The 17,845-nt window shown below is 71.0% G+C and carries 17 protein-coding genes; 6 read left to right on the top strand and 11 right to left on the bottom strand.

Translation table 11 applies throughout. From position 1 onward, the window contains the following. Positions 1–101 precede the first annotated feature (101 nt). From ABZ260_RS00915 to ABZ260_RS00875, 9 genes are all read right to left on the bottom strand, one after another. Positions 102–983 (bottom strand): xanthine dehydrogenase family protein subunit M, encoded by an 882-nt coding sequence (locus tag ABZ260_RS00915; protein WP_355611068.1) that lies wholly within the window; start codon positions 981–983, stop codon positions 102–104. Further along, positions 980–3,394, bottom strand: coding sequence for a xanthine dehydrogenase family protein molybdopterin-binding subunit (locus ABZ260_RS00910; protein WP_355611065.1), 2,415 nt, complete (start codon positions 3,392–3,394; stop codon positions 980–982). Before ABZ260_RS00910 ends, ABZ260_RS00915 begins: the two co-directional genes overlap by 4 nt. Then, on the bottom strand, positions 3,391–3,891 hold the full coding sequence (locus ABZ260_RS00905) for a (2Fe-2S)-binding protein (RefSeq protein ID WP_355611062.1): 501 nt from the start codon (positions 3,889–3,891) through the stop codon (positions 3,391–3,393). The genes ABZ260_RS00910 and ABZ260_RS00905 overlap by 4 nt, the downstream gene beginning before the upstream one ends. 92 nt (positions 3,892–3,983) lie before the next feature. Then, entirely contained in the window at positions 3,984–4,406 is a 423-nt protein-coding gene (locus ABZ260_RS00900) for a nuclear transport factor 2 family protein (RefSeq protein WP_350911559.1), read from the bottom strand. A 152-nt stretch (positions 4,407–4,558) separates the two neighbouring features. After that, positions 4,559–5,470 (bottom strand): pyridoxamine 5'-phosphate oxidase family protein, encoded by a 912-nt coding sequence (locus ABZ260_RS00895; RefSeq protein WP_355611059.1) that lies wholly within the window; start codon positions 5,468–5,470, stop codon positions 4,559–4,561. A 6-nt stretch (positions 5,471–5,476) separates the two neighbouring features. Next, positions 5,477–5,920: a VOC family protein gene (locus ABZ260_RS00890; RefSeq protein WP_355556316.1), complete on the bottom strand. Its 444-nt coding sequence runs from the start codon at positions 5,918–5,920 to the stop codon at positions 5,477–5,479. Between the two features lie 311 nt (positions 5,921–6,231). Further along, the gene (locus ABZ260_RS00885; RefSeq protein WP_355611056.1) at positions 6,232–6,807 is read right to left on the bottom strand and encodes an ABATE domain-containing protein; all 576 of its coding nucleotides are present in this window, start codon (positions 6,805–6,807) and stop codon (positions 6,232–6,234) included. A 60-nt stretch (positions 6,808–6,867) separates the two neighbouring features. Beyond that, positions 6,868–7,086 carry a hypothetical protein gene (locus ABZ260_RS00880; protein WP_350911566.1) on the bottom strand — a complete coding sequence of 73 codons (219 nt, stop codon included), beginning with the start codon at positions 7,084–7,086 and terminating at the stop codon, positions 6,868–6,870. After that, positions 7,076–8,782, bottom strand: coding sequence for a PspC domain-containing protein (locus ABZ260_RS00875; RefSeq protein ID WP_355611052.1), 1,707 nt, complete (start codon positions 8,780–8,782; stop codon positions 7,076–7,078). The genes ABZ260_RS00880 and ABZ260_RS00875 overlap by 11 nt, the downstream gene beginning before the upstream one ends. 142 nt (positions 8,783–8,924) lie before the next feature. Between ABZ260_RS00875 and ABZ260_RS00870 the strand changes: the two genes are divergently transcribed. The 5 genes from ABZ260_RS00870 to ABZ260_RS00850 all read left to right on the top strand — a co-directional run bounded on the left by ABZ260_RS00870 (position 8,925) and on the right by ABZ260_RS00850 (position 13,739). Next, complete coding sequence (locus tag ABZ260_RS00870; RefSeq protein WP_355611048.1) at positions 8,925–10,139, top strand: PspC domain-containing protein; 1,215 nt, start codon at positions 8,925–8,927, stop codon at positions 10,137–10,139. Between the two features lie 85 nt (positions 10,140–10,224). After that, positions 10,225–10,863: a response regulator transcription factor gene (locus tag ABZ260_RS00865; protein WP_350911572.1), complete on the top strand. Its 639-nt coding sequence runs from the start codon at positions 10,225–10,227 to the stop codon at positions 10,861–10,863. A 63-nt stretch (positions 10,864–10,926) separates the two neighbouring features. Continuing rightward, complete coding sequence (locus ABZ260_RS00860; RefSeq protein ID WP_355611045.1) at positions 10,927–12,396, top strand: glutamate--cysteine ligase; 1,470 nt, start codon at positions 10,927–10,929, stop codon at positions 12,394–12,396. 167 nt (positions 12,397–12,563) lie between these two features. Then, positions 12,564–12,833, top strand: a complete 270-nt coding sequence (locus ABZ260_RS00855) for a WhiB family transcriptional regulator (RefSeq protein ID WP_355611189.1) — start codon at positions 12,564–12,566, stop codon at positions 12,831–12,833. Between the two features lie 114 nt (positions 12,834–12,947). Then, positions 12,948–13,739 (top strand): CPBP family intramembrane glutamic endopeptidase, encoded by a 792-nt coding sequence (locus tag ABZ260_RS00850; protein WP_355611042.1) that lies wholly within the window; start codon positions 12,948–12,950, stop codon positions 13,737–13,739. Between the two features lie 7 nt (positions 13,740–13,746). Here the strand turns inward: ABZ260_RS00850 and ABZ260_RS00845 are convergent, their stop codons facing one another. Both ABZ260_RS00845 and ABZ260_RS00840 read right to left on the bottom strand, forming a co-directional pair. Continuing rightward, positions 13,747–14,544 carry an ABC transporter permease gene (locus ABZ260_RS00845; RefSeq protein WP_355611039.1) on the bottom strand — a complete coding sequence of 266 codons (798 nt, stop codon included), beginning with the start codon at positions 14,542–14,544 and terminating at the stop codon, positions 13,747–13,749. 32 nt (positions 14,545–14,576) lie between these two features. Then, positions 14,577–15,296, bottom strand: coding sequence for a PIG-L deacetylase family protein (locus ABZ260_RS00840; protein ID WP_355611036.1), 720 nt, complete (start codon positions 15,294–15,296; stop codon positions 14,577–14,579). Between the two features lie 123 nt (positions 15,297–15,419). Here ABZ260_RS00840 and pcrA point away from each other — a divergent pair, with 123 nt between their 5' ends. Further along, the gene (pcrA, locus tag ABZ260_RS00835) at positions 15,420–17,675 is read left to right on the top strand and encodes a DNA helicase PcrA (RefSeq protein ID WP_355611186.1); all 2,256 of its coding nucleotides are present in this window, start codon (positions 15,420–15,422) and stop codon (positions 17,673–17,675) included. The last annotated feature ends 170 nt before the right edge of the window (positions 17,676–17,845 follow it).

Genomic DNA, 17,845 nt, shown 5'->3' with positions numbered 1-17,845 from the left:
GGGGGGCTCATCTGCCGCCCTCCCCGCCGTTCATGGCGAGGACACTCGCAGGCCCGTCGGGGGTGAGAACCCGCCGGGTTCTCACCCCGTCACGGCGGGACTCAGCCGCTCGCGGCCCTGACCGCCCTGCGGGTCAGCACCCGGGCCAGATGGCGGCGGTAGTCGGGTCTGGCGTGCAGGTCCGCAGGGGGCGAGGTGCCGTCGTCGGCCTCGGCGCACGCCTCCCCGACGGGGTCGGTGCCGGTGGAGCCCACGGGCGCGAGATCCACCCCGCGCAGCGCCGTCTCCACCGCACTCGCCCGCACCGGGGTGGGACCCATGTTGGTCAGCGCGATCCTGGCCTCCTCGACGGCCCCGCCACTCCGCCGTACGGCCGCCGCGACGCCGACGATCGCCCACGCCTGCGCCGTCCGGTGGAACTTCTCGTAGTGGAAACCCCACCCGGGGCCGAGTACCGGCACCCGGGCGCCGATCAGCACCTCATCGGGTTCGAGCGCGGGCTCCAGGTAGTCGACGAAGAAGTCCGCGGCGGGGATCTCCCGCTCGCCGTCGACGGAGCGGGCGACGAAGACGCAGTCGAGCGCCAGGGCCACGGCCGGCAGGTCCCCCGCCGGATCGGCGTGGGCCATGGAACCGCCGAACGTGCCACGGTGCCGTACCGCGGGGTCGGCCACCGTGGCCGTGGCCAGCGCGAGCAGCGGGACGCGCTCCCTGATCACCCCGGAGCGGAGCACCTCGTCGTGGGTGGTGAGCGCGCCGATGAACACGTGGTCGCCACGGTCGGAGATGCCGCGCAGGCCGGGCAGGCGCCCGAGGTCCACCAGCGCCGACGGGTAGGCCAGCCGCAGCCGCAGCAGCGGTAGCAGCGACTGGCCGCCGGCCAGCACCTTGACGTCGTCGCCGGCGGCCGCGGCCTCGCCGAGCACCTGGCACGCCTCCTCCACCGAGGAGGGCCTGACGTAGTCGAACGACGCGGGGATCATCGGTCTCCTCCCTCGGCGGCCGGTCCCGGCCGACGTGTGGCGTCCGCCTCGGTGACGATCCGCCAGATCCGCTCCGGGGTGCAGGGCATCCGCACGTCGTTCACCCCGTACGGGCGCAGCGCGTCGACGATCGCGTTGACCACGGCGGGGGTGGAGGCGATGGTCCCGGCCTCGCCGACGCCCTTGACGCCCAGCGGGTTGGTCGTCGCCGGGGTCTCGGTGCGGTCGGTGACGAAGTCGGGCAGGTCGGCCGCCGAAGGGATGAGGTAGTCGGCCATCGTGGTGGTGAGCAGGTTGCCCTCGGTGTCGTAGACCGCCTCCTCGAACAGTGCCTGGGCGACGCCCTGGGCGATGCCGCCGTGCACCTGGCCCTCGACGATCAGCGGGTTCACCACCGAGCCCACGTCGTCGACCGCCACGTAGGTCCGGATCTTCGAGGCGCCGGTCTCGGTGTCCACCTCGATCGCGCACAGGTGGGTGCCGTGCGGGAAGGAGAAGTTGTCCGGGTCGAAGGTCGCGTCGGCGTCCAGCACGGGTTCGAAGCCGTCGGGCAGGTCGTGCGCGGCGAAGGTGGCCAGCGCCAGTTCCTGGATGGTCCTGCCCGCCTCGGTGCCCCGGACCTTGAAAGTGCCGTCGGCGAACTCGATGTCGTCGGCGGAGGCCTCAAGCAGGTGCGCGGTGAGCTGTTTGGCACGGTCCTTCACCTTCTCGCAGGCGGCCAGCACGGCGACGCCGCCCACCACCAGGGAGCGGGAGCCGTAGGTGTCCATGCCCCTGTGCGAGACGGACGTGTCGCCGTGCAGCACGGAGACGTCCTCGAACGGCACGCCCAGCGCGTCGGCGACGATCTGGCTCCAGGCCGTCTCGTGTCCCTGGCCGTGCGGCGAGGAGCCGGTGACGACCTCGACCTTGCCGGTGGGCAGCATCCTGACCGAGGCGTGCTCCCAGCCGCCCGCGCCGTAGCTGAGGCTGCCGAGCACCCGCGAGGGCGCCAGCCCGCACATCTCGGTGAACGTCGAGACACCGATGCCGAGCTGGACCGGGTCGCGCCGGTCGCGCCGGTCCGCCTGCTCGGCCCTGAGCTTGTCGTAGCCGAGCAGGGCCAGGGCCCGCTCGGTCGCCGCCTCGTAGTTGCCCGAGTCGTAGGTCAGCCCGCAGATCGTGGTGTACGGGAACTCTGCGTGGGTGATCCAGTTGCGGCGCCGCAGCTCGACGGGGTCCATGCCCAGCTCGTGGGCGAGCTCGTCCATGGCGCGTTCGATCGCGAACGTCGCCTCGGGGCGGCCCGCGCCCCGGTAGGCGTCGGTCGGCATCTTGGTGGTGAAGACGCCGGTGCACTTGAAGTCGTAGGCGTCCATCTTGTAGATGCCGTTGTACATGAACGCGCCGAGCAGTGGCACGCCCGGCGTGACCAGCATCAGGTAGGCGCCCATGTCGGCGAGCAGGTCAACCTTGACGCCCCGCACCCGCCCGTCCCGGTCGGCGGCGACGGAGATCCGCTGGAGCTGGTCGCGGCCGTGGTGCACCGTCAGGTTGCCCTCGGAGCGGGACTCGGTCCACTTCACCGGCCTGCCCAGCCTGCGGGTCAGCAGCAGCGCGAGCACCTCCTCGGCGGTGACCTGGAGCTTGGAACCGAAGCCGCCACCCACGTCGGGGGCGACCACCCGCAGCTTGTGCTCGGGGATGCCCGTCGTCAGCGCGAGCATGACGCGCAGGATGTGCGGGATCTGGGTGGACGAGTAGAGCGTGAAGGTGTCGCCGTCGGTGGTGGCCACGACCGCGCGAGGCTCCATGGCGGTCGGGATGAGCCGCTGCTGCACGTAGGTGCGCTCGATCACCACGGGGGCGTCGCGGAACGCCTCCTCGATGTCGCCCCCGGCGAACTTCCAGGTGAACGCCTGGTTCCCGGCCTCGTGGACCTTGGGGCTCCCCTCGGCGAGCGCCTCGGTCATGTCGAGCACCGCGTCCAGCGGCTCGTAGTCGATCTCGATCGCCTCCAGGGCGTCGGCCGCCCGGTAGCGGTCGGTGGCGACCACGCAGGCCACCGCCTCGCCGACGTAGCGGACCTCGTCCACCGCCATGGGCGGGTGGTCGGGGATGACGATGTCCTCGCTGACCGGCCAGGCGCAGGGCAGGCTGCCCTGCTCGCCGGCGAAGTCACGCCCGCTGTAGACGGCGACCACGCCCGGCTGGCCGCTCGCGGCCGAGGTGTCGACGCGGGTGATCCTGGCGTGGGCCATCGGGCTGCGCAGGAAGGCCACGTACATCATGCCGGGGAGCTGGATGTTGTCGGTCCAGGTGGTCCTGCCGGTGACCAGCCGGGCGTCCTCCTTGCGCCTGCGCGCCCTGCCGACCTCGTGGGCGGCGGACGGGTCGTTCAGCCGGTCGCCCTCGATGAGCTGCTCGGTCATGGCGCCGGTACCTCCTGCCCGGACGTGCTCCGCCGGGACATCTCCGCCGCGCCGCGCCGCACCGCCCTGACGATGTTGCAGTACCCCGTGCAGCGGCACAGGTTGCCCTCCAACCCCTCGCGGACCGCCTGCTCCGACGGGTCGGGGTCGTCCCTGAGCAGGTCGATCGCCGCCATGATCATGCCGGGGGTGCAGTACCCGCACTGCAGGGCGTGCTCTTCGTGAAAGGCCTGCTGCATGGGATGCCACTCGCCTCCCTGGGCCAGGCCCTCAACCGTGACGACATCGCTCCCGTCGGCCTGCACGGCGAGCACGGAACAACTCTTCGCGCTCCTGCCGTCGAGCATCACGGTGCAGGCGCCGCAGTTGCCGGTGTCGCAGCCGATGGGCGTGCCGGTCTTGCCCAGCCGATCTCGTAGCAGATGGACGAGGAGAAGGCGCGGCTCGACCTCCTCCTCGTATGCGATTCCATCGACGTTGACGGTGATTCGGGGCATACGTCCTCCAAAAGCAACCACAGGGGTATAGGAGAAGTGAGAACCGATAAATGAGAACTTACGCCCCAGTTCTCCCCGGTCAACCCTTGGTCTCAGGCCAACGGAAGTTCCTCGGGTTCGCGGTCGCCGAGAATACGGCGGTCCGTTTCGTCGATTCTGAGGTCGTTGATGCTCGCCTCGCGACGCCGCATCAGCCCGTCGTCGGCGAACTCCCACAGCTCGTTTCCGTAGCTGCGCCACCACTGGCCGCCCGCGTCGTGCCACTCGTACTGGAACCGTACGGCGATGCGGTTGCCACCGAACGTCCACAGTTCCTTGCGGAGCCGGTAGTCCTGCTCCCTGGCCCACTTGCGGCTCAGGAACTCCCTGATCTCCGCGCGCCCGGTGAGGAACTCGTCCCGGTTGCGCCAGCGGGAGTCGGGCGTGTAGGCGAGCGAGACCCGCTCGGGGTCGCGCGTGTTCCACGCGTCCTCGGCGGCCTGGACCTTGGCCCTGGCCGTCTCCTCGGTGAACATCACACTTCCTCCATGGGTTCCGCGGCCTCCTCGACCGCGTCGATCAGCGGGTCGTCGGGTCCGGCGACGTACGTCAACCGATCATCGTCCAGGTCGGACGGCGCGGGCGTGACGAACACGCCGCCCGGTCCACGATGACCCCGACGACCCCGTCAAGGGTTCTCCCGCGCCACGTTCGCGGCGCGGGCGGCGTGCGCCGGCGGGTTGTGGCGGGAGTACTCCCCGAGTCGCCAGCGGAGCTGGCTGGCTCCCCGGACCCGGACGATCCGGTCCACCTCGAACCCGACCAGCCGCTGTGCCCCCGGGACGTCGCCCGGCTCCCAGTCGACGTGGGCCCGCCCGGTCAGGTGCAGCGCGTCGCCGTTCTCCCAGTCGAGGAAGAGCAGGCCGCAGTGTTCGTCCAGTTCCAGGTTGCCGAGCGTCATGTACATCAGGTTGCCGGCGTAGTCCGGCCAGACCAGCCGTCGCTCGTCCACCACCCGGACGAACCCCGGGTTGCCGCCCCGGTGCGACAGATCCGCGCCCAGGCCGGGTGCCGAGGTGGCGACGAAGAACGTGTCGGCGCCCTCGATCCACGCCCGGTCGCCGTCGCCGAACACCGTCGCCGAGGAGGAGCCGGTGGCCGGCCCGGTGACCTCCGCGACGATGTCCCGCGTCTGGATGTACTTGGGACAGTTGGCGTACGCCTGCTCGGTGTGGACGACCAGTCGCCCGCCGTCCCGCCGGACCGTGCCGTTGACCCGCATCCTGCGCCTGGTCAGGGGCTCGATCGCGAGCATCCCGATCTCGCCCCCGTCCAGTCCGGCCAGTGGATCGTGCTCACCCGGCAGCGTGTCGATCACCACGGTCCGTTCGTCCGCGGCCCTGGCGAACCCCTCGGGCCCGGTCAGGACCGTCGCCCACGGGAGCCCGTCCCGCCCCGCGGCTCCGATCAGCAGCATCCGCTGCCGTCCCAGGAACTCGGCCGCCACCGCCGGGATCTCCGGCCGGGTCCTGGCCGAGCCCAGTGCCACCGCGCGGACCCCGGTCCTGCGCTGTACCGCGATTTCTCCCCCGTGCTCCATGGTCGTCTAGAAGAAGCCGCAGGTGGGGGCGCCGGTGGTCGGCGCTGGGCGCTCGTCGGCGCCGCTGGGCGCGAAGATCTCCAGCCGGATGCCGTCCGGGTCCTCGAAGAACACGCCCCCCGAGGACGCCCCCTCGCCGTGCGGGACCACGCCGTCGTGGTGGAGCGTGGCCCCGAGTCCCCGGATCACGGTCTCGGCTCGGCGGACCGCCTCGATGTCCGGCACCTGGAAGGACAGGTGGTGCAGGCCCGGCAGCCCGGTGGCGAAGCTGCCCTCGCTCTGCTGCCAGAGGGTGAGCACCAGCTTCCCGTCGAGACCGAGGAAGGCGTAGCGCCGGTCCGGCTGGTCCGACTCGCCGAAGATCTCGAAGCCGAAGACCTTCAGGTAGAAGTCCTTGGACCTGTCGAGGTCGGAGACGTTGAGGCCGACGTGGTCGGTCTGGAAGGTCATTTGATCTCTCCTCCACGTTTTCTAACGGCTCGAACCGTTAGCTCTACTGCCGCAATCTAACGCAAAATCGACATTTGTCACGTTAGAAAAATATGGCGTAAATCACTCTTGGTGCGCGGGGGCGGGCCTGGATGAGGAGAGCAGCCGAGGGGAGAGCCCGCCGAATGGACGCGCGACAGGTGGGAGCGGGTGACCACTGGAGGCGACGTCACCTTGGTGTGCGGTCAGGAAAGTGCGACGTTGCCAGGCGGACGGGCAGACATCACCGGATGCGGCGACATGAGAGGCGGGCCGCCTGGCGCCGGGGTGGGTCAGCCGTTCCGGTGCTGGCGGTAATGGCGGGCGGCTCGGGCCCGGTTGCCGCAGCCGAGTGAGCACCACTCCTGCCGGGCGTGTTCCTTGATGAAATAGAGCACGCAGCGGGGGGCGGGGCAGACGCGGATCTGCTCGCGCCGGGGGCCGGCCAGCAGCTCGATCGCCGACGTCGCGAGGGTGGCCCGGATCCGTTCGGACTCCGTGGCCTCGACGCCCGGGACCGTCCGCGCCCGGGGCGCCTCTCCGGCGGGCCACTCCAGCCGCGGGGCCGAAGGCACGGCCAGTGCCGCGGCGTTGACCAGGTCGAGCGACTCGGCGAAGTCCGGGAGCCGGTGCGCGTCCGCGTCGCTCGCGGCGCCCGGCGCCACGGCCCTGGCGAAGAGCGCCCGTACGGCCTGCCGCAGCTCGACCACTTCGCTCCGCAGTTCCTCGGAGGCGGTGAAATCCGGGGCGATCCCCAGCTCGGCGGCGTGCGCCTGGCCCCACGCGGTCATGCCCTGCACGTCGGAGAGCAGGTCAGTCAGACCGGTTCGCGTCGCGCGAACGGTGCTGACGAACTCCAGGGCTGACATGCTCCGAGCCTAATGCCCGATATGACCTGTTGCTCTGACGTCCGGGCAGCCCCGATCTCCCTAGCTCCGGGTGACCTTGGCCAGGATGGCGACCAGGCCCGCCAAGCCCAGGCCGCTCACCAGGACCGTGAGCATGACCAGCGGCTGGACGGCCGGTCTGCTGATGAAGACGACCCCGATCGCGATGAACAGCATGCCGCTGAGCAGGGCCATCCAGTCGGTGCGGTGTACGCGCCGGGACACGGGCCGCTGTTCGGGCCGGTCGTGCTCAGGCAGCACGGCGCACCTCCACATCCCCGATGCCGACCTTGACGTTCAGCACGATGGTCGCCACGTCGCCCTTGGGGGGCACCTCGGGCTCCAGGATTCTGTCGTGCCGGATGTCGGCACCCCCCTCCACCGTGTGGTCGATCTTGACGTCGCCGAACCTGGTATGGCCCTGCACCTCGACCCTGGCCGTCGCCGGCAGGATCACGCTGATCTCGCCGGCCGAGACCGAGACGTCCACGACGGTCCGCGAACCGGGCGGCAGGGTCAGCTCGCTCAGGTCCAGCACCCCGTCGCCCACCCCCACCGAGTAGCTGCGGGCCATCTCGGACAGGGTGGTGGGCTGCCAGTGATAGCTGCCGAACTTCTTCGGCATGCCGCCCAGCATGGGCCCGGCGACCAAGGCGATCGACAGGATGGTGCCGGTCGCGACCAGCCCGGCCCCCCGGCCGAACCAGGCGGCGGCCAGCAAGCCGGCGCCGATGACGACAAGTGCCGCGCCGCCCGCGACCGTCATGTTGACCGATCCTGAAGCGGACTGGATCGCCACGATGATCCCTCCAACGATCATGGCCAGGAAGATGGTGACGCCCCCGACGAACGATCTGGGCCGCCGCGGCCTGGGCGGCGCTGTCACCGTCGCGCCGTAACCGGATGGTGTGTAAGGGGCGTAGGGGGAGTACGGTTGCTGCCGCTTCCGGGGGTCCAGCGGCTGGTAGGGGCCGTACGGCGAGAAAGGCGCACCGGAGGAGTCGAACGACGGCCTGGCGGGGTGGTACGGCTCCGGTGGGACGTCTCCGCGGGGCGGCGCGGGACGGGGAGGTGCACCCGGGGCAGGCCCGGCGAAGGTCTCGGCGAAGGTCTCGGCGAAGGGGGCGGGGACGGGGTCGGGGACGAAGGGCCTGTCCGGGGCGGGCTCGGTGCGGGTCTCCGGGACGGGGGCCGGGGGCGGCCGCTCCGCCGTGTACGCCGGTTCGGCCCCCGTCTCAGACCCCGTCTCAGTCCCTGCCTCAGTCCCCGTCTCGACCCTCGTCTCAGCCCCCGAGGCGGGCGCGTACCGCTCCGTGACCGTCTCGCCGCCCGGGCGGGCGGCGTACGCCGCGGGGCCCGAGGCCGGCGGCGCGGCGGTGCGGGCGGCCGGATCCTGTTCCCCGACGGGACGCCGGCCGTCGGCGCCGCCCGGCCCGTGGGCGAACGGGTTCGGCCACTGATCGGCCGGGTAGGGCGCCCGGCGCCCACGCAGCCGGTCGGGCAGTGACCTGGCGGCGGCCAGCAGGTCCACCCCGCGGGAGTGGGCGGTGAGCAGGGCGATGGCGAACACCGTGCCGACCACGACCGTGGCGGTGCCGACGCCGTCCGAGGAGATGTTGACGATGAGCCCGAGGGCGAACAGGCCGGCCAGCAGGGTCAGGACCGTCTCGCTGTCGAAGTCGCGCCGGCTCCACTGCTCCACGTAGCCGGGGCCGCCGTTGGCCTCACGCATCAGCAGGAACGCCGCGATGTAGAGCATGATGCCGATCCCCGAGCCGAGCACCAGCACCGCGAAACCCACTCGCAACAGCACTGGGTCGACCCCGGCGTACCGCCCCAGGCCCGCGCAGACGCCGGTCAGCATGCGGCCCTCGTCGCTGCGCCGCAGACCGCGGTCCTCCGTGGGGAAGCCGGGCCGCGAGCCGGACGTGGCGCTCGCCGGATCGGTATCGTTCATGTACTTATCGTGGCCTTTCCTTGGCCCGTGCCGCATCCGGGACACCCCTGAGTCGTCCCGGAGGGGAAATGCCTCTCTCAGGGTCGCTTCAGGGGAACGCCTGATGCGCCGGCATGGTGGTTCGTGTGACGATGCTGACGATATGGCTGACCGAACGACAATTCATGACACGGCGCCGGTGACCTCCGAAGACGCGCCTCTCCCTCGGCTGATGAGGCCGGTGGAGGGGCGGCTGGTGGCCGGGGTGGCCCAGGGGGCCGCCGCCCAGCTCCGGCTCGACCCGGTCGTGCTGCGGCTGGCCTTCGTGCTGCTCACCGTCCTGGACGGGTTCGGAGCCGTGGCGTACGCCGCCCTGTGGATGTTCACCCCGCGCGAGCCGTACGAGGGCAGGGAACCCGCCAGGGACTGGAGCCAGCTCGCCGCGTACACCGCGATCGGGCTGGCGCTGCTGGCCCTGGGCTGGCTCACCGGAACCTCGGGGGGCGGGATCGGGGCCTGGCCGATCGCGGTGGGCGGCATCGGCTCGCTGATCCTGTGGCAGCAGGCGGATCCGGACCGGCGGCAGCGCTGGATGACCACCACCGTCGGACAGGTCCGCCAGAACCGGGTCCGCACCGTCGCCGGGCTGGTGCTCGTCATGGTCGGTGCGATCGGCTTCCTGGTGGCCAACGACGAGCTGGTCGAGGCCCGGTCCGGCATCATGTTCACGCTGGTGGTCGTGGGCGGTGTCGCGCTGATCGCGGCCCCCTGGCTGGCGGCCCTGTGGAAGGAGCTGCAGCGCGAGCGCCGCGAGCGCATCCGGCAGGAGGAGCGCGCCGAGGTGGCCGCCCACGTCCACGACTCGGTGCTGCACACGCTGACCCTCATCCAGCGCAACGCCTCCGATTCGCGCGAGGTGATGAGGCTCGCCCGCTCCCAGGAGCGGGAACTGCGCAACTGGCTCTACCAGCCCCAGCAGGACGCCGACGCGTCGGTGGCCGCGGCCGTGCGGCGGGTGGCGGCCGAGGAGGAGGACGCGCACGGGGTGCCGATCGAGGTCGTCTGCGTGGGCGACTGCCCGCTGACCCCCGAGCTGTCCGCGATGGTGCAGGCCGCGAGGCAGGCCATGGTCAACGCCGCGAAATACTCGGGGTCCGAGGTCATCTCCGTCTACGCCGAGGCTGAGCCGGAGGAGGTCACCATCTTCGTCAGGGATCGAGGGGTCGGGTTCGACATGGAGGACGTGCCCGAGGATCGTATGGGTATCCGCCAGTCGATCGTCGGCAGGATGGAGCGCCACGGGGGCAGCGCCCGGGTGCGGACCGAGCCCGGCGAGGGTACGGAAGTGATGTTGACCATGAAGTTGGAGAAGGTGTGAGCAGCGAGCGAGCCACGACAGAGCGAGCCCTCGGCCGGGCCGCGCGGTGTGACGGCGGACGGACGCGACCGGCGGGAGGGGCCCGATGAGCGCGGTGAAGGTCCTGATCGTCGACGACCACCGGTTGTTCCGCTCCGGCGTCCGGGCCGAGCTGGGCGACTCCATCGAGGTGCTCGGGGAGGCCGAGGACGTGGAGTCCGCGGTCAGGGCGATCGCCGAACTGGGGCCCGACGTGGTCCTCCTCGACGTGCACATGCCCGGTGGCGGTGGCCAGGAGGTGCTGCGCCGGGTCCTCGGCGCGGGCTCCACGGTCCGCTTCCTGGCCCTGTCGGTCTCCGACGCCGCCGAGGACGTCATCGGTGTGATCCGGGGCGGTGCCCGGGGCTATGTGACCAAGAACATCAGCGGGCGCGAGCTCACCGACGCCATCCGCAGGGTGGCCGACGGGGACGCGGTCTTCTCCCCGAGGCTGGCCGGGTTCGTGCTGGACGCGTTCGCCTCCAGTGAGGCTCCGCCGATCGACCCCGAGCTCGACTCGCTGACCCAGCGCGAGCGCGAGGTGCTGCGGTTGATCGCCAGGGGGTACGCCTACAAGGAGATCGCCAAGGAGCTGTTCATCTCGGTGAAGACCGTGGAGACCCATGTCTCGTCGGTGCTGCGCAAGCTCCAGCTCTCCAACCGTCACGAGCTCTCCCGCTGGGCCACGGCGCGGCGCCTGGTCTGACCGGCCGGCCGGTGAACCGGCCACTCCTGTACGAGCAGTGACTTATGTGCGACTCTGCGAAGTATGGGACGCGACGTACCTGCGATGGTGTTCAGTCGCGAGGACCGGCGGCGCTACCGGGACAAGGTCCGCCGGTGCCTTGACGTCTTCGCGCAGATGCTCCATGAGTCCAGGTTCGAGTTCGACCGGCCCAGGGCCGGGCTGGAGATCGAGCTCAACCTCGTGGACGACCGTGGCGAGGTCGCCATGAAGAACGCCGAGGTGCTGGCGGCCATCGCCCAGCCCGACTGGGCCACCGAGCTCGGCCAGTTCAACGTGGAGATCAACGTCCTGCCCGAGTCCCTGGAACAGGAGGGCGCGGTCCGGCTGGAGAAGGTGATCAGGGACCGCCTCAACCACGCCGAGGCGCGGGCCCGTACCGTCGGCGGGCACATGATGATGGTCGGCATCCTGCCCACGCTGCGGGAGAGCGACGTCCACGAGGGCACCCTGTCGGCCAACCCCCGCTACAAACTGCTCAACGAGCAGATCTTCGCAGCCAGGGGCGAGGACATGCACCTGTCGATCGAGGGGGAGGATCTCCTCGAGACCTACGCCGACAGCATCACCCCCGAGGCCGCCTGCACGAGCCTCCAGCTCCATCTCCAGGTCAGCCCGGAGACGTTCGCCGCCAACTGGAACGCCGCCCAGGCCATCGCGGGCCCGCAGGTGGCCATGGCGGCCAATTCGCCGTTCCTGTTCGGCCGCAGGCTCTGGCAGGAGACCAGGATCCCGCTGTTCGAGCAGGCCACCGACACTCGCCCGGTTGAGCTGAAGGTCCAGGGGGTGCGGCCCAGGGTGTGGTTCGGCGAGCGGTGGATCACCTCGGTCTTCGATCTCTTCGAGGAGAACACCCGCTACTTCCCCGCGCTGCTGCCTTTGTGCGACGAGGCCGATCCGCGCGAGGAGCTGATGCGCGGGATCACCCCCCAGCTCGGCGAGCTGACCCTGCACAACGGCACCGTCTACCGGTGGAACCGGCCGGTCTACGCGGTGGTGGACGGCATCCCGCACCTGCGGGTGGAGAACCGGGTGCTGCCCGCGGGCCCCTCGGTGGCCGACATCGTCGCCAACGCGGTGTTCTACTACGGGCTCATGGGCGTCCTGCCCTACGCCGAACGCCCGGTGTGGACGCGCATGTCGTTCGCCGCGGCCAGGGACAACCTGCACGCCGCCGCCCGGTACGGCCTGGACGCCAGGCTCTTCTGGCCGGGACTCGGCGAGGTGACCGCCTCGGAGCTGATCCTGCGCCGCCTGCTGCCGCTCGCCCACGAGGGGCTCGACCTGTGGGGTGTGGCCCCCGCCGTCAGGGACCGGCTGCTGGGGATCGTCGAAGGGCGCTGCCTGACGGGCAGGAACGGGGCGAGCTGGCAGATCGACGCGGTGAACGCGCTCGGCGACCTCGAAAGACACGAGGCACTGCGCCGGATGACCCTGCGGTACATGGCGAACATGCACACCAACGAGCCGGTCCACGGCTGGCCGACCCTCTGATCGCACCGCCCCCGAGGGCGTGGCGAGCCTCGGTGAGAAGGCCGGCGGAGCGTTCTCCCCGATCCGTCGAGATGAGTACGCGTGAATCCGCCGAGAGGTTGATGTCCCGACGCCGCGATCCACCTAGTCTGAGGGCCGAGCCATCAGGGGGTGATGACGTGCGGGCAATGGTCGAGGAGATCGGCTGGGCCGCGCGAGGTGCCTGCCGCACCAGCGATCCCGAGCTGTTCTTTCCGCTGACCCAGTCGGCCGAGCACGAGGCGCGGGCGAAGGCGGTCTGCGAGCGGTGCCCGGTTCTCAAGGAGTGCCGGGCGTACGCGGTCCGGGCGGCCGAGCCCGAGGGGATCTGGGGCGGCCTGACCGTGAAGGAACGCCGCGGCCTGCGCTTCCCGGCTGGCTGGCGCCAGGCCGCCACGGATCCGGCCCCGGTCGCGTAGCCTCGAACCGGATTCGAACGGGATCTCCACGGGCTCGGGCGGAAGGACACCGTCCCAGGGGTCGCGGTCCCCGGCACGCGGGGTGTGGAACCGAGGTCCGAGGGGGCTGAAGGGGTGGAGCGGAAGCCGACGCGGGACACCGGTGCCGGGCTTTCACCGGGGGCGTCGACGGGGGCGGTGGCAGGGGCGGTGGCGGTGCTGGTGGGGGCCAACGTGCTCAACAACCGCCTGGCGCCGAGGCTGGCACCGCTGACCTCGGCCGTGGCCACCGGTGCGCTGCTCGTCCTGGCCCGCCGTGCCGGGATCTCCTGGTCCGAGCTGGGGTTCCACCAGCGCTCGCGGGGCCTGCGGATCGGTGGCGCGCTCGCCGCCGCCGTGGCGGGGACCTACGCCGCGGGCGTGGCGGTCCCGGCCACCCGTCGCCTCTTCCGCGACGAGCGCGCCCTGTCGCTCTCCCGCGCCCGCGCGCTGGAGGAGGCACTGATCCAGGTGCCGGTCGGCACCGTACTGCTGGAGGAGGTCGGCTTCCGCGGGGTGGTGCACGCCCTCGTCGCCCGCTCCCACGGCCACGGCGCGGCGACCGCCGTCTCCTCGATCCTTTTCGGCCTCTGGCACGTTCTCCCCGCCGTGGACATGACGGCCGCCAACCCCGCCCTGAGCCGTCTGGCCTCCGGGGAGGCCGCCGACGGCGGCTCCGGCGCGCCCGGATGGCAGGTGACGCGCGTCGTGGCCGGTTCCGTGGTCGCGACGGGCCTCGCCGGGGTGCTCTTCACCGAGCTGCGCAGGCGGGGCGGCCTGGCCGCGCCCGCGATGTTCCACGTCGCGACCAACTCCCTGGGCTACCTGTTCGCCCGCCTGGCCCCGCCGGACCCCGCGTCCCAAAAGGCTCCCGCCCCGAACCGCTGACCCGCTCCTACTTTCTTCGCCTGCCCGGTCTCCACATCGGTTCACGGGTGCGCGAGCCGGGCGACGGCTCGTGGGCGCCGAAGCGGCCGCGGGCGGCGAGTTCGATCGTGACGACCACGGCCACCGCCTCCGCGGCCAGCAGCGCGACCAGCACGACGAGCTGTACCACTCCGGCCTGGAGCGGATTGGCCCCGCCCAGGAGCATCCCCACGAAGGCGCCGGGCAGCGTGACCAGGCCCACGGTTCTCGTCTGGTCCAGCGCGGGCACCAGGGCCTGCGCCGCGGGCGGCCGGCAGATCTCCAGCGCCGCGTCCCGGTCCGAGAAGCCCAGGGAGAGCGCCGCCTCCACCTCGCCCCGCCGGTGGGCGAGCTCGTCCAGGGCCCGCCGTCCCGCGAGCGCCGTGGCCGTCAGACACCCGCCGAGCAGGATGCCCGCGATCGGGATCAGCGTGATGCCCCGCAGCGGGACGATGCCGCCGCCGAACAGCAGCGCCAGCACCGGCAGGGTCCCGGCCGCGATGGGCACCGCGGCCCACCCGGCGGCGCGGCCCGAGGTGATCCTGCGTCCCGCGGTCAGGCTCGCCACCCCGTACATGATCAGCACGAAGACCGCGACCACGGGTGCCCGTTCGACCGCCCACACGATGACGAGCGAGACCGCGACGAGTTGGACGGCGGCGCGCAGGGAGGCCATGAGTATCCCGGGTGCGTGCCCGAGGTGGCCGAACCAGGCGACGGCGGCGGCCCCGACGGCCAGCAGGACGATGACGGCGGCGGTGGCGGACGACAGGTCGATGGTGTTCAAGGGGCGTGGTGTCCTTGTGGCCTCATGCGAGGTCAGGCGGTGGGGACCCGCTGGAAGGACTCGACGTAGCGGCCCTCGCCGAAGCCCGCCTCGACGGCTCGCTGGGAGAAGCGGTCCCGCAGGAAGCTCTCGAAGTCCTCCAGGTGGCCGACCTGGCTGACGTGGGCGCGCAGCGCGGCCAGCTTGCGGTCGAAGGTGTCGGTGATGTCCACGTGGTGGTCGGCTACCGGGCCGCCGTTCAACCAGACCTCGCGGACGGTCCACGCCTCAAGGCCCTCGTCGAGCAGGAGCGAGGGGAAGGTGTAGGGGTTGCGCGCGTCGGGGTAGACGGCGTCGAGGGCGCAGCCGCCGACCGCGCGGTGGTCGGGGTGGCTGGGGGCGATGAACCGGTGGTTGCGCTCGGGGCAGTGGGTGATCACCAGGTCGGGCTTGACCTGGCGGATGACCCTGGTGATGTCACGCCGCAACTCCAGGCTCTGCACCACCGTCCCGTCGTGGTAGCCGAGGTAGCGCACATCGGTCACGCCGACGGCCTTGGCGGCGTTGGACTGCTCGGCGCGGCGGAGCTCGGCCATGCCGCCGTTGTCCAGCTCGCGGTCGAAGCCACCCGCGTCGCCGTCGGTGACCACGCAGTACGTCACCTCGACGCCCCGGTCGGTGAATCGCGCGATCGAGCCCGCGGCGGCGAAGTCGACGTCGTCGGGGTGTGCGGTGACCGCGAGTACGCGGCTGATCTCGCCTTCGGACAGCATGGGAACCCTTCCGTCTTCTCCGCGTACGTTCGATCGTCACAACCGCAGCGGGGTCCGCCCACATTCCTTTACGACCGTTGGACCCGGTTGTCGGCCAGTCGTTCTAACCTAGGGGACGTGTCGATCCCAGCCTCCTCTCTGACCCACCCGTTGCTCGACGGGCTCAACCCTCAGCAGCGCGAGGCCGTCGTGCACCACGGCAGCCCCCTGCTCATCGTCGCGGGTGCGGGTTCCGGCAAGACCCGGGTGCTGACCCACCGCATCGCCTATCTGCTGGGCGAGCGGGGTGTGCAGCCGCAGGAGATCCTGGCGATCACCTTCACCAACAAGGCCGCCCGGGAGATGAAGGACCGGGTCGACAAGCTCATCGGTCCGCGTTCGGCGGCGATGTGGGTGATGACCTTCCACAGCGCGTGCGTGCGGATCCTGCGCCGTGAGGCCAAGCGCCTGGGCTTCCCCTCGGGCTTCTCCATCTACGACCAGGCCGACTCGCAACGCCTGATGGCGATGGTCTGCCGTGAGATGGACCTCGATCCCAAGCGTTACCCGCCGAGGTCGTTCTCCGCCCAGGTCAGCAATTTCAAGAACGAGCTGATCGACTACGAGACGGCGGCCGCCCAGGCCTCCACCCACCTGGAGCGCAAGCTCGCCGAGGCGTACCGCAACTACCAGCAGAAGCTCACCGAGGCCGGAGCGATGGACTTCGACGACCTCATCATGCTGACGGTGACGCTGTTCCAGATCTTCCCCGACGTGGCCGAGCACTACCGGCTCCGCTGGCGCCACATCATGGTCGACGAGTACCAGGACACCAACCACGCGCAGTACACCCTGATCCGCGAGCTCGCGGGCCGTCCCGAGCTGCGCACCGCCGACGGAGACCTGGTCAGGGAGGGGGGTGTCGCCCCGGCCGAGCTGTGCGTGGTGGGTGACGCCGACCAGTCGATCTATGCCTTCCGCGGCGCGACGATCCGCAACATCCTGGAGTTCGAGCGCGACTACCCGGAGGCCAGGACGATCCTGCTGGAGCAGAACTACCGCTCCACCCAGACGATCCTGTCCGCCGCCAACGCGGTGATCTCGCGCAACGAGAGCCGCAAACCCAAGAACCTCTGGTCCGACCAGGGGGCCGGGGCGAAGATCATCGGCTATGTCGCCGACAACGAGCACGACGAGGCGATGTTCGTCGCCCAGGAGGTCGACAGGCTCACCGACCACGAGGACGTGGTACCCGGCCAGGTAGCCGTGTTCTACCGGACCAACGCCGCCTCCCGGGTGTTCGAGGAGATCTTCATCAGGACCGGCCTGCCGTACAAGGTGGTGGGCGGGGTGCGCTTCTACGAGCGCAAGGAGGTCCGCGACCTGCTGGCCTACCTGCGCTTCCTGTCCAACCCGAACGACGTGGTGTCGCTGCGCCGCATCCTCAACGTGCCCAAGCGCGGCATCGGCGAGCGGGCCGAGGCGATGGTCGAGGCGTTCGCGAGCAGGGAGCGGATCCCCTACTGGGAGGCGCTCCGCCGGGCGGACGATGCGCCGGGCATGGCCACCCGCTCGCTCAAGGCCATCGCCGAGTTCGTCGATCTGATGGACGAGCTGATGGTGAAGGCCGACGACCTGTCGCCCTCACAGCTGGCCCAGGAGGTGCTGGGGAGCACCGGATACCGTCTGGAGCTCACCGCCTCCAACGACCCGCAGGACGAGAGCCGCCTGGAGAACCTGGACGAGATGATCTCGGTCGCCTCCGAGTTCGAGGAGGCCAACCCCGAGGGCACGCTGGTGGAGTTCCTGGAGCAGATCTCCCTGGTCGCCGATGCCGACCAGATCCCGGCGGCCGACGGGGGCCAGGGCGTGGTGACGCTGATGACGCTGCACACCGCCAAGGGACTTGAGTTCCCTGTGGTGTTCCTCACCGGAATGGAGGACGGGGTCTTCCCGCACATGCGCTCGCTCGGCGAGCCGAAGGAGCTGGAGGAGGAGCGCCGTCTGGCCTACGTCGGCATCACCCGCGCCGAGCAGCGCCTCTATGTCTCCCGGGCCGCCGTCCGCAGTTCCTGGGGTTCGCCCGCGTTCAACCCGGCCTCCCGGTTCGTCGCGGAGATCCCGGCCGATCTGGTCGACTGGCGCGGCAACCCGGAGAAGAGCGCCTGGAGCGCCGCCACCCGCCGCGACTCCCGCCCCACCCCGGTCAGGAAGTCCGAGGGCAGGCAGATCCCCAACCTGGCCCCCGGCGACCGGGTCACCCACGACAAGTTCGGCCTGGGCACCGTGGTGTCCGTGGACGGTGTCGCCGAGAAGACCAAGGCCAAGATCGACTTCGGTGGCGGAGTGGGAGAGAAGGTCCTGCTGCTGGCGTACGCGAAGCAACTGGAGAAACTCTGAGATCTCCGGAGCGTCCGGTGGCCCCCTGCCGCCGGTTCCGGACTCGGGGGAAGGGGAAGGGCACGGCGGCCGCCGTGGCCACGGCCTGCCAGATCGCGATCAGCGCGACGATCGCTCCGGCCCGCAGCGCCAGGGCTCGCCAGAGGGTACGGCCGGCGCCCGGCTCGGTT

It is taken from the genome of Streptosporangium sp. NPDC006013, assembly GCF_040614275.1.
Lineage (GTDB): Bacteria > Actinomycetota > Actinomycetes > Streptosporangiales > Streptosporangiaceae > Streptosporangium.
Note: the sequence above shows the minus strand (reverse complement) of the source record. Positions and strands in the feature narration are given on the sequence as shown.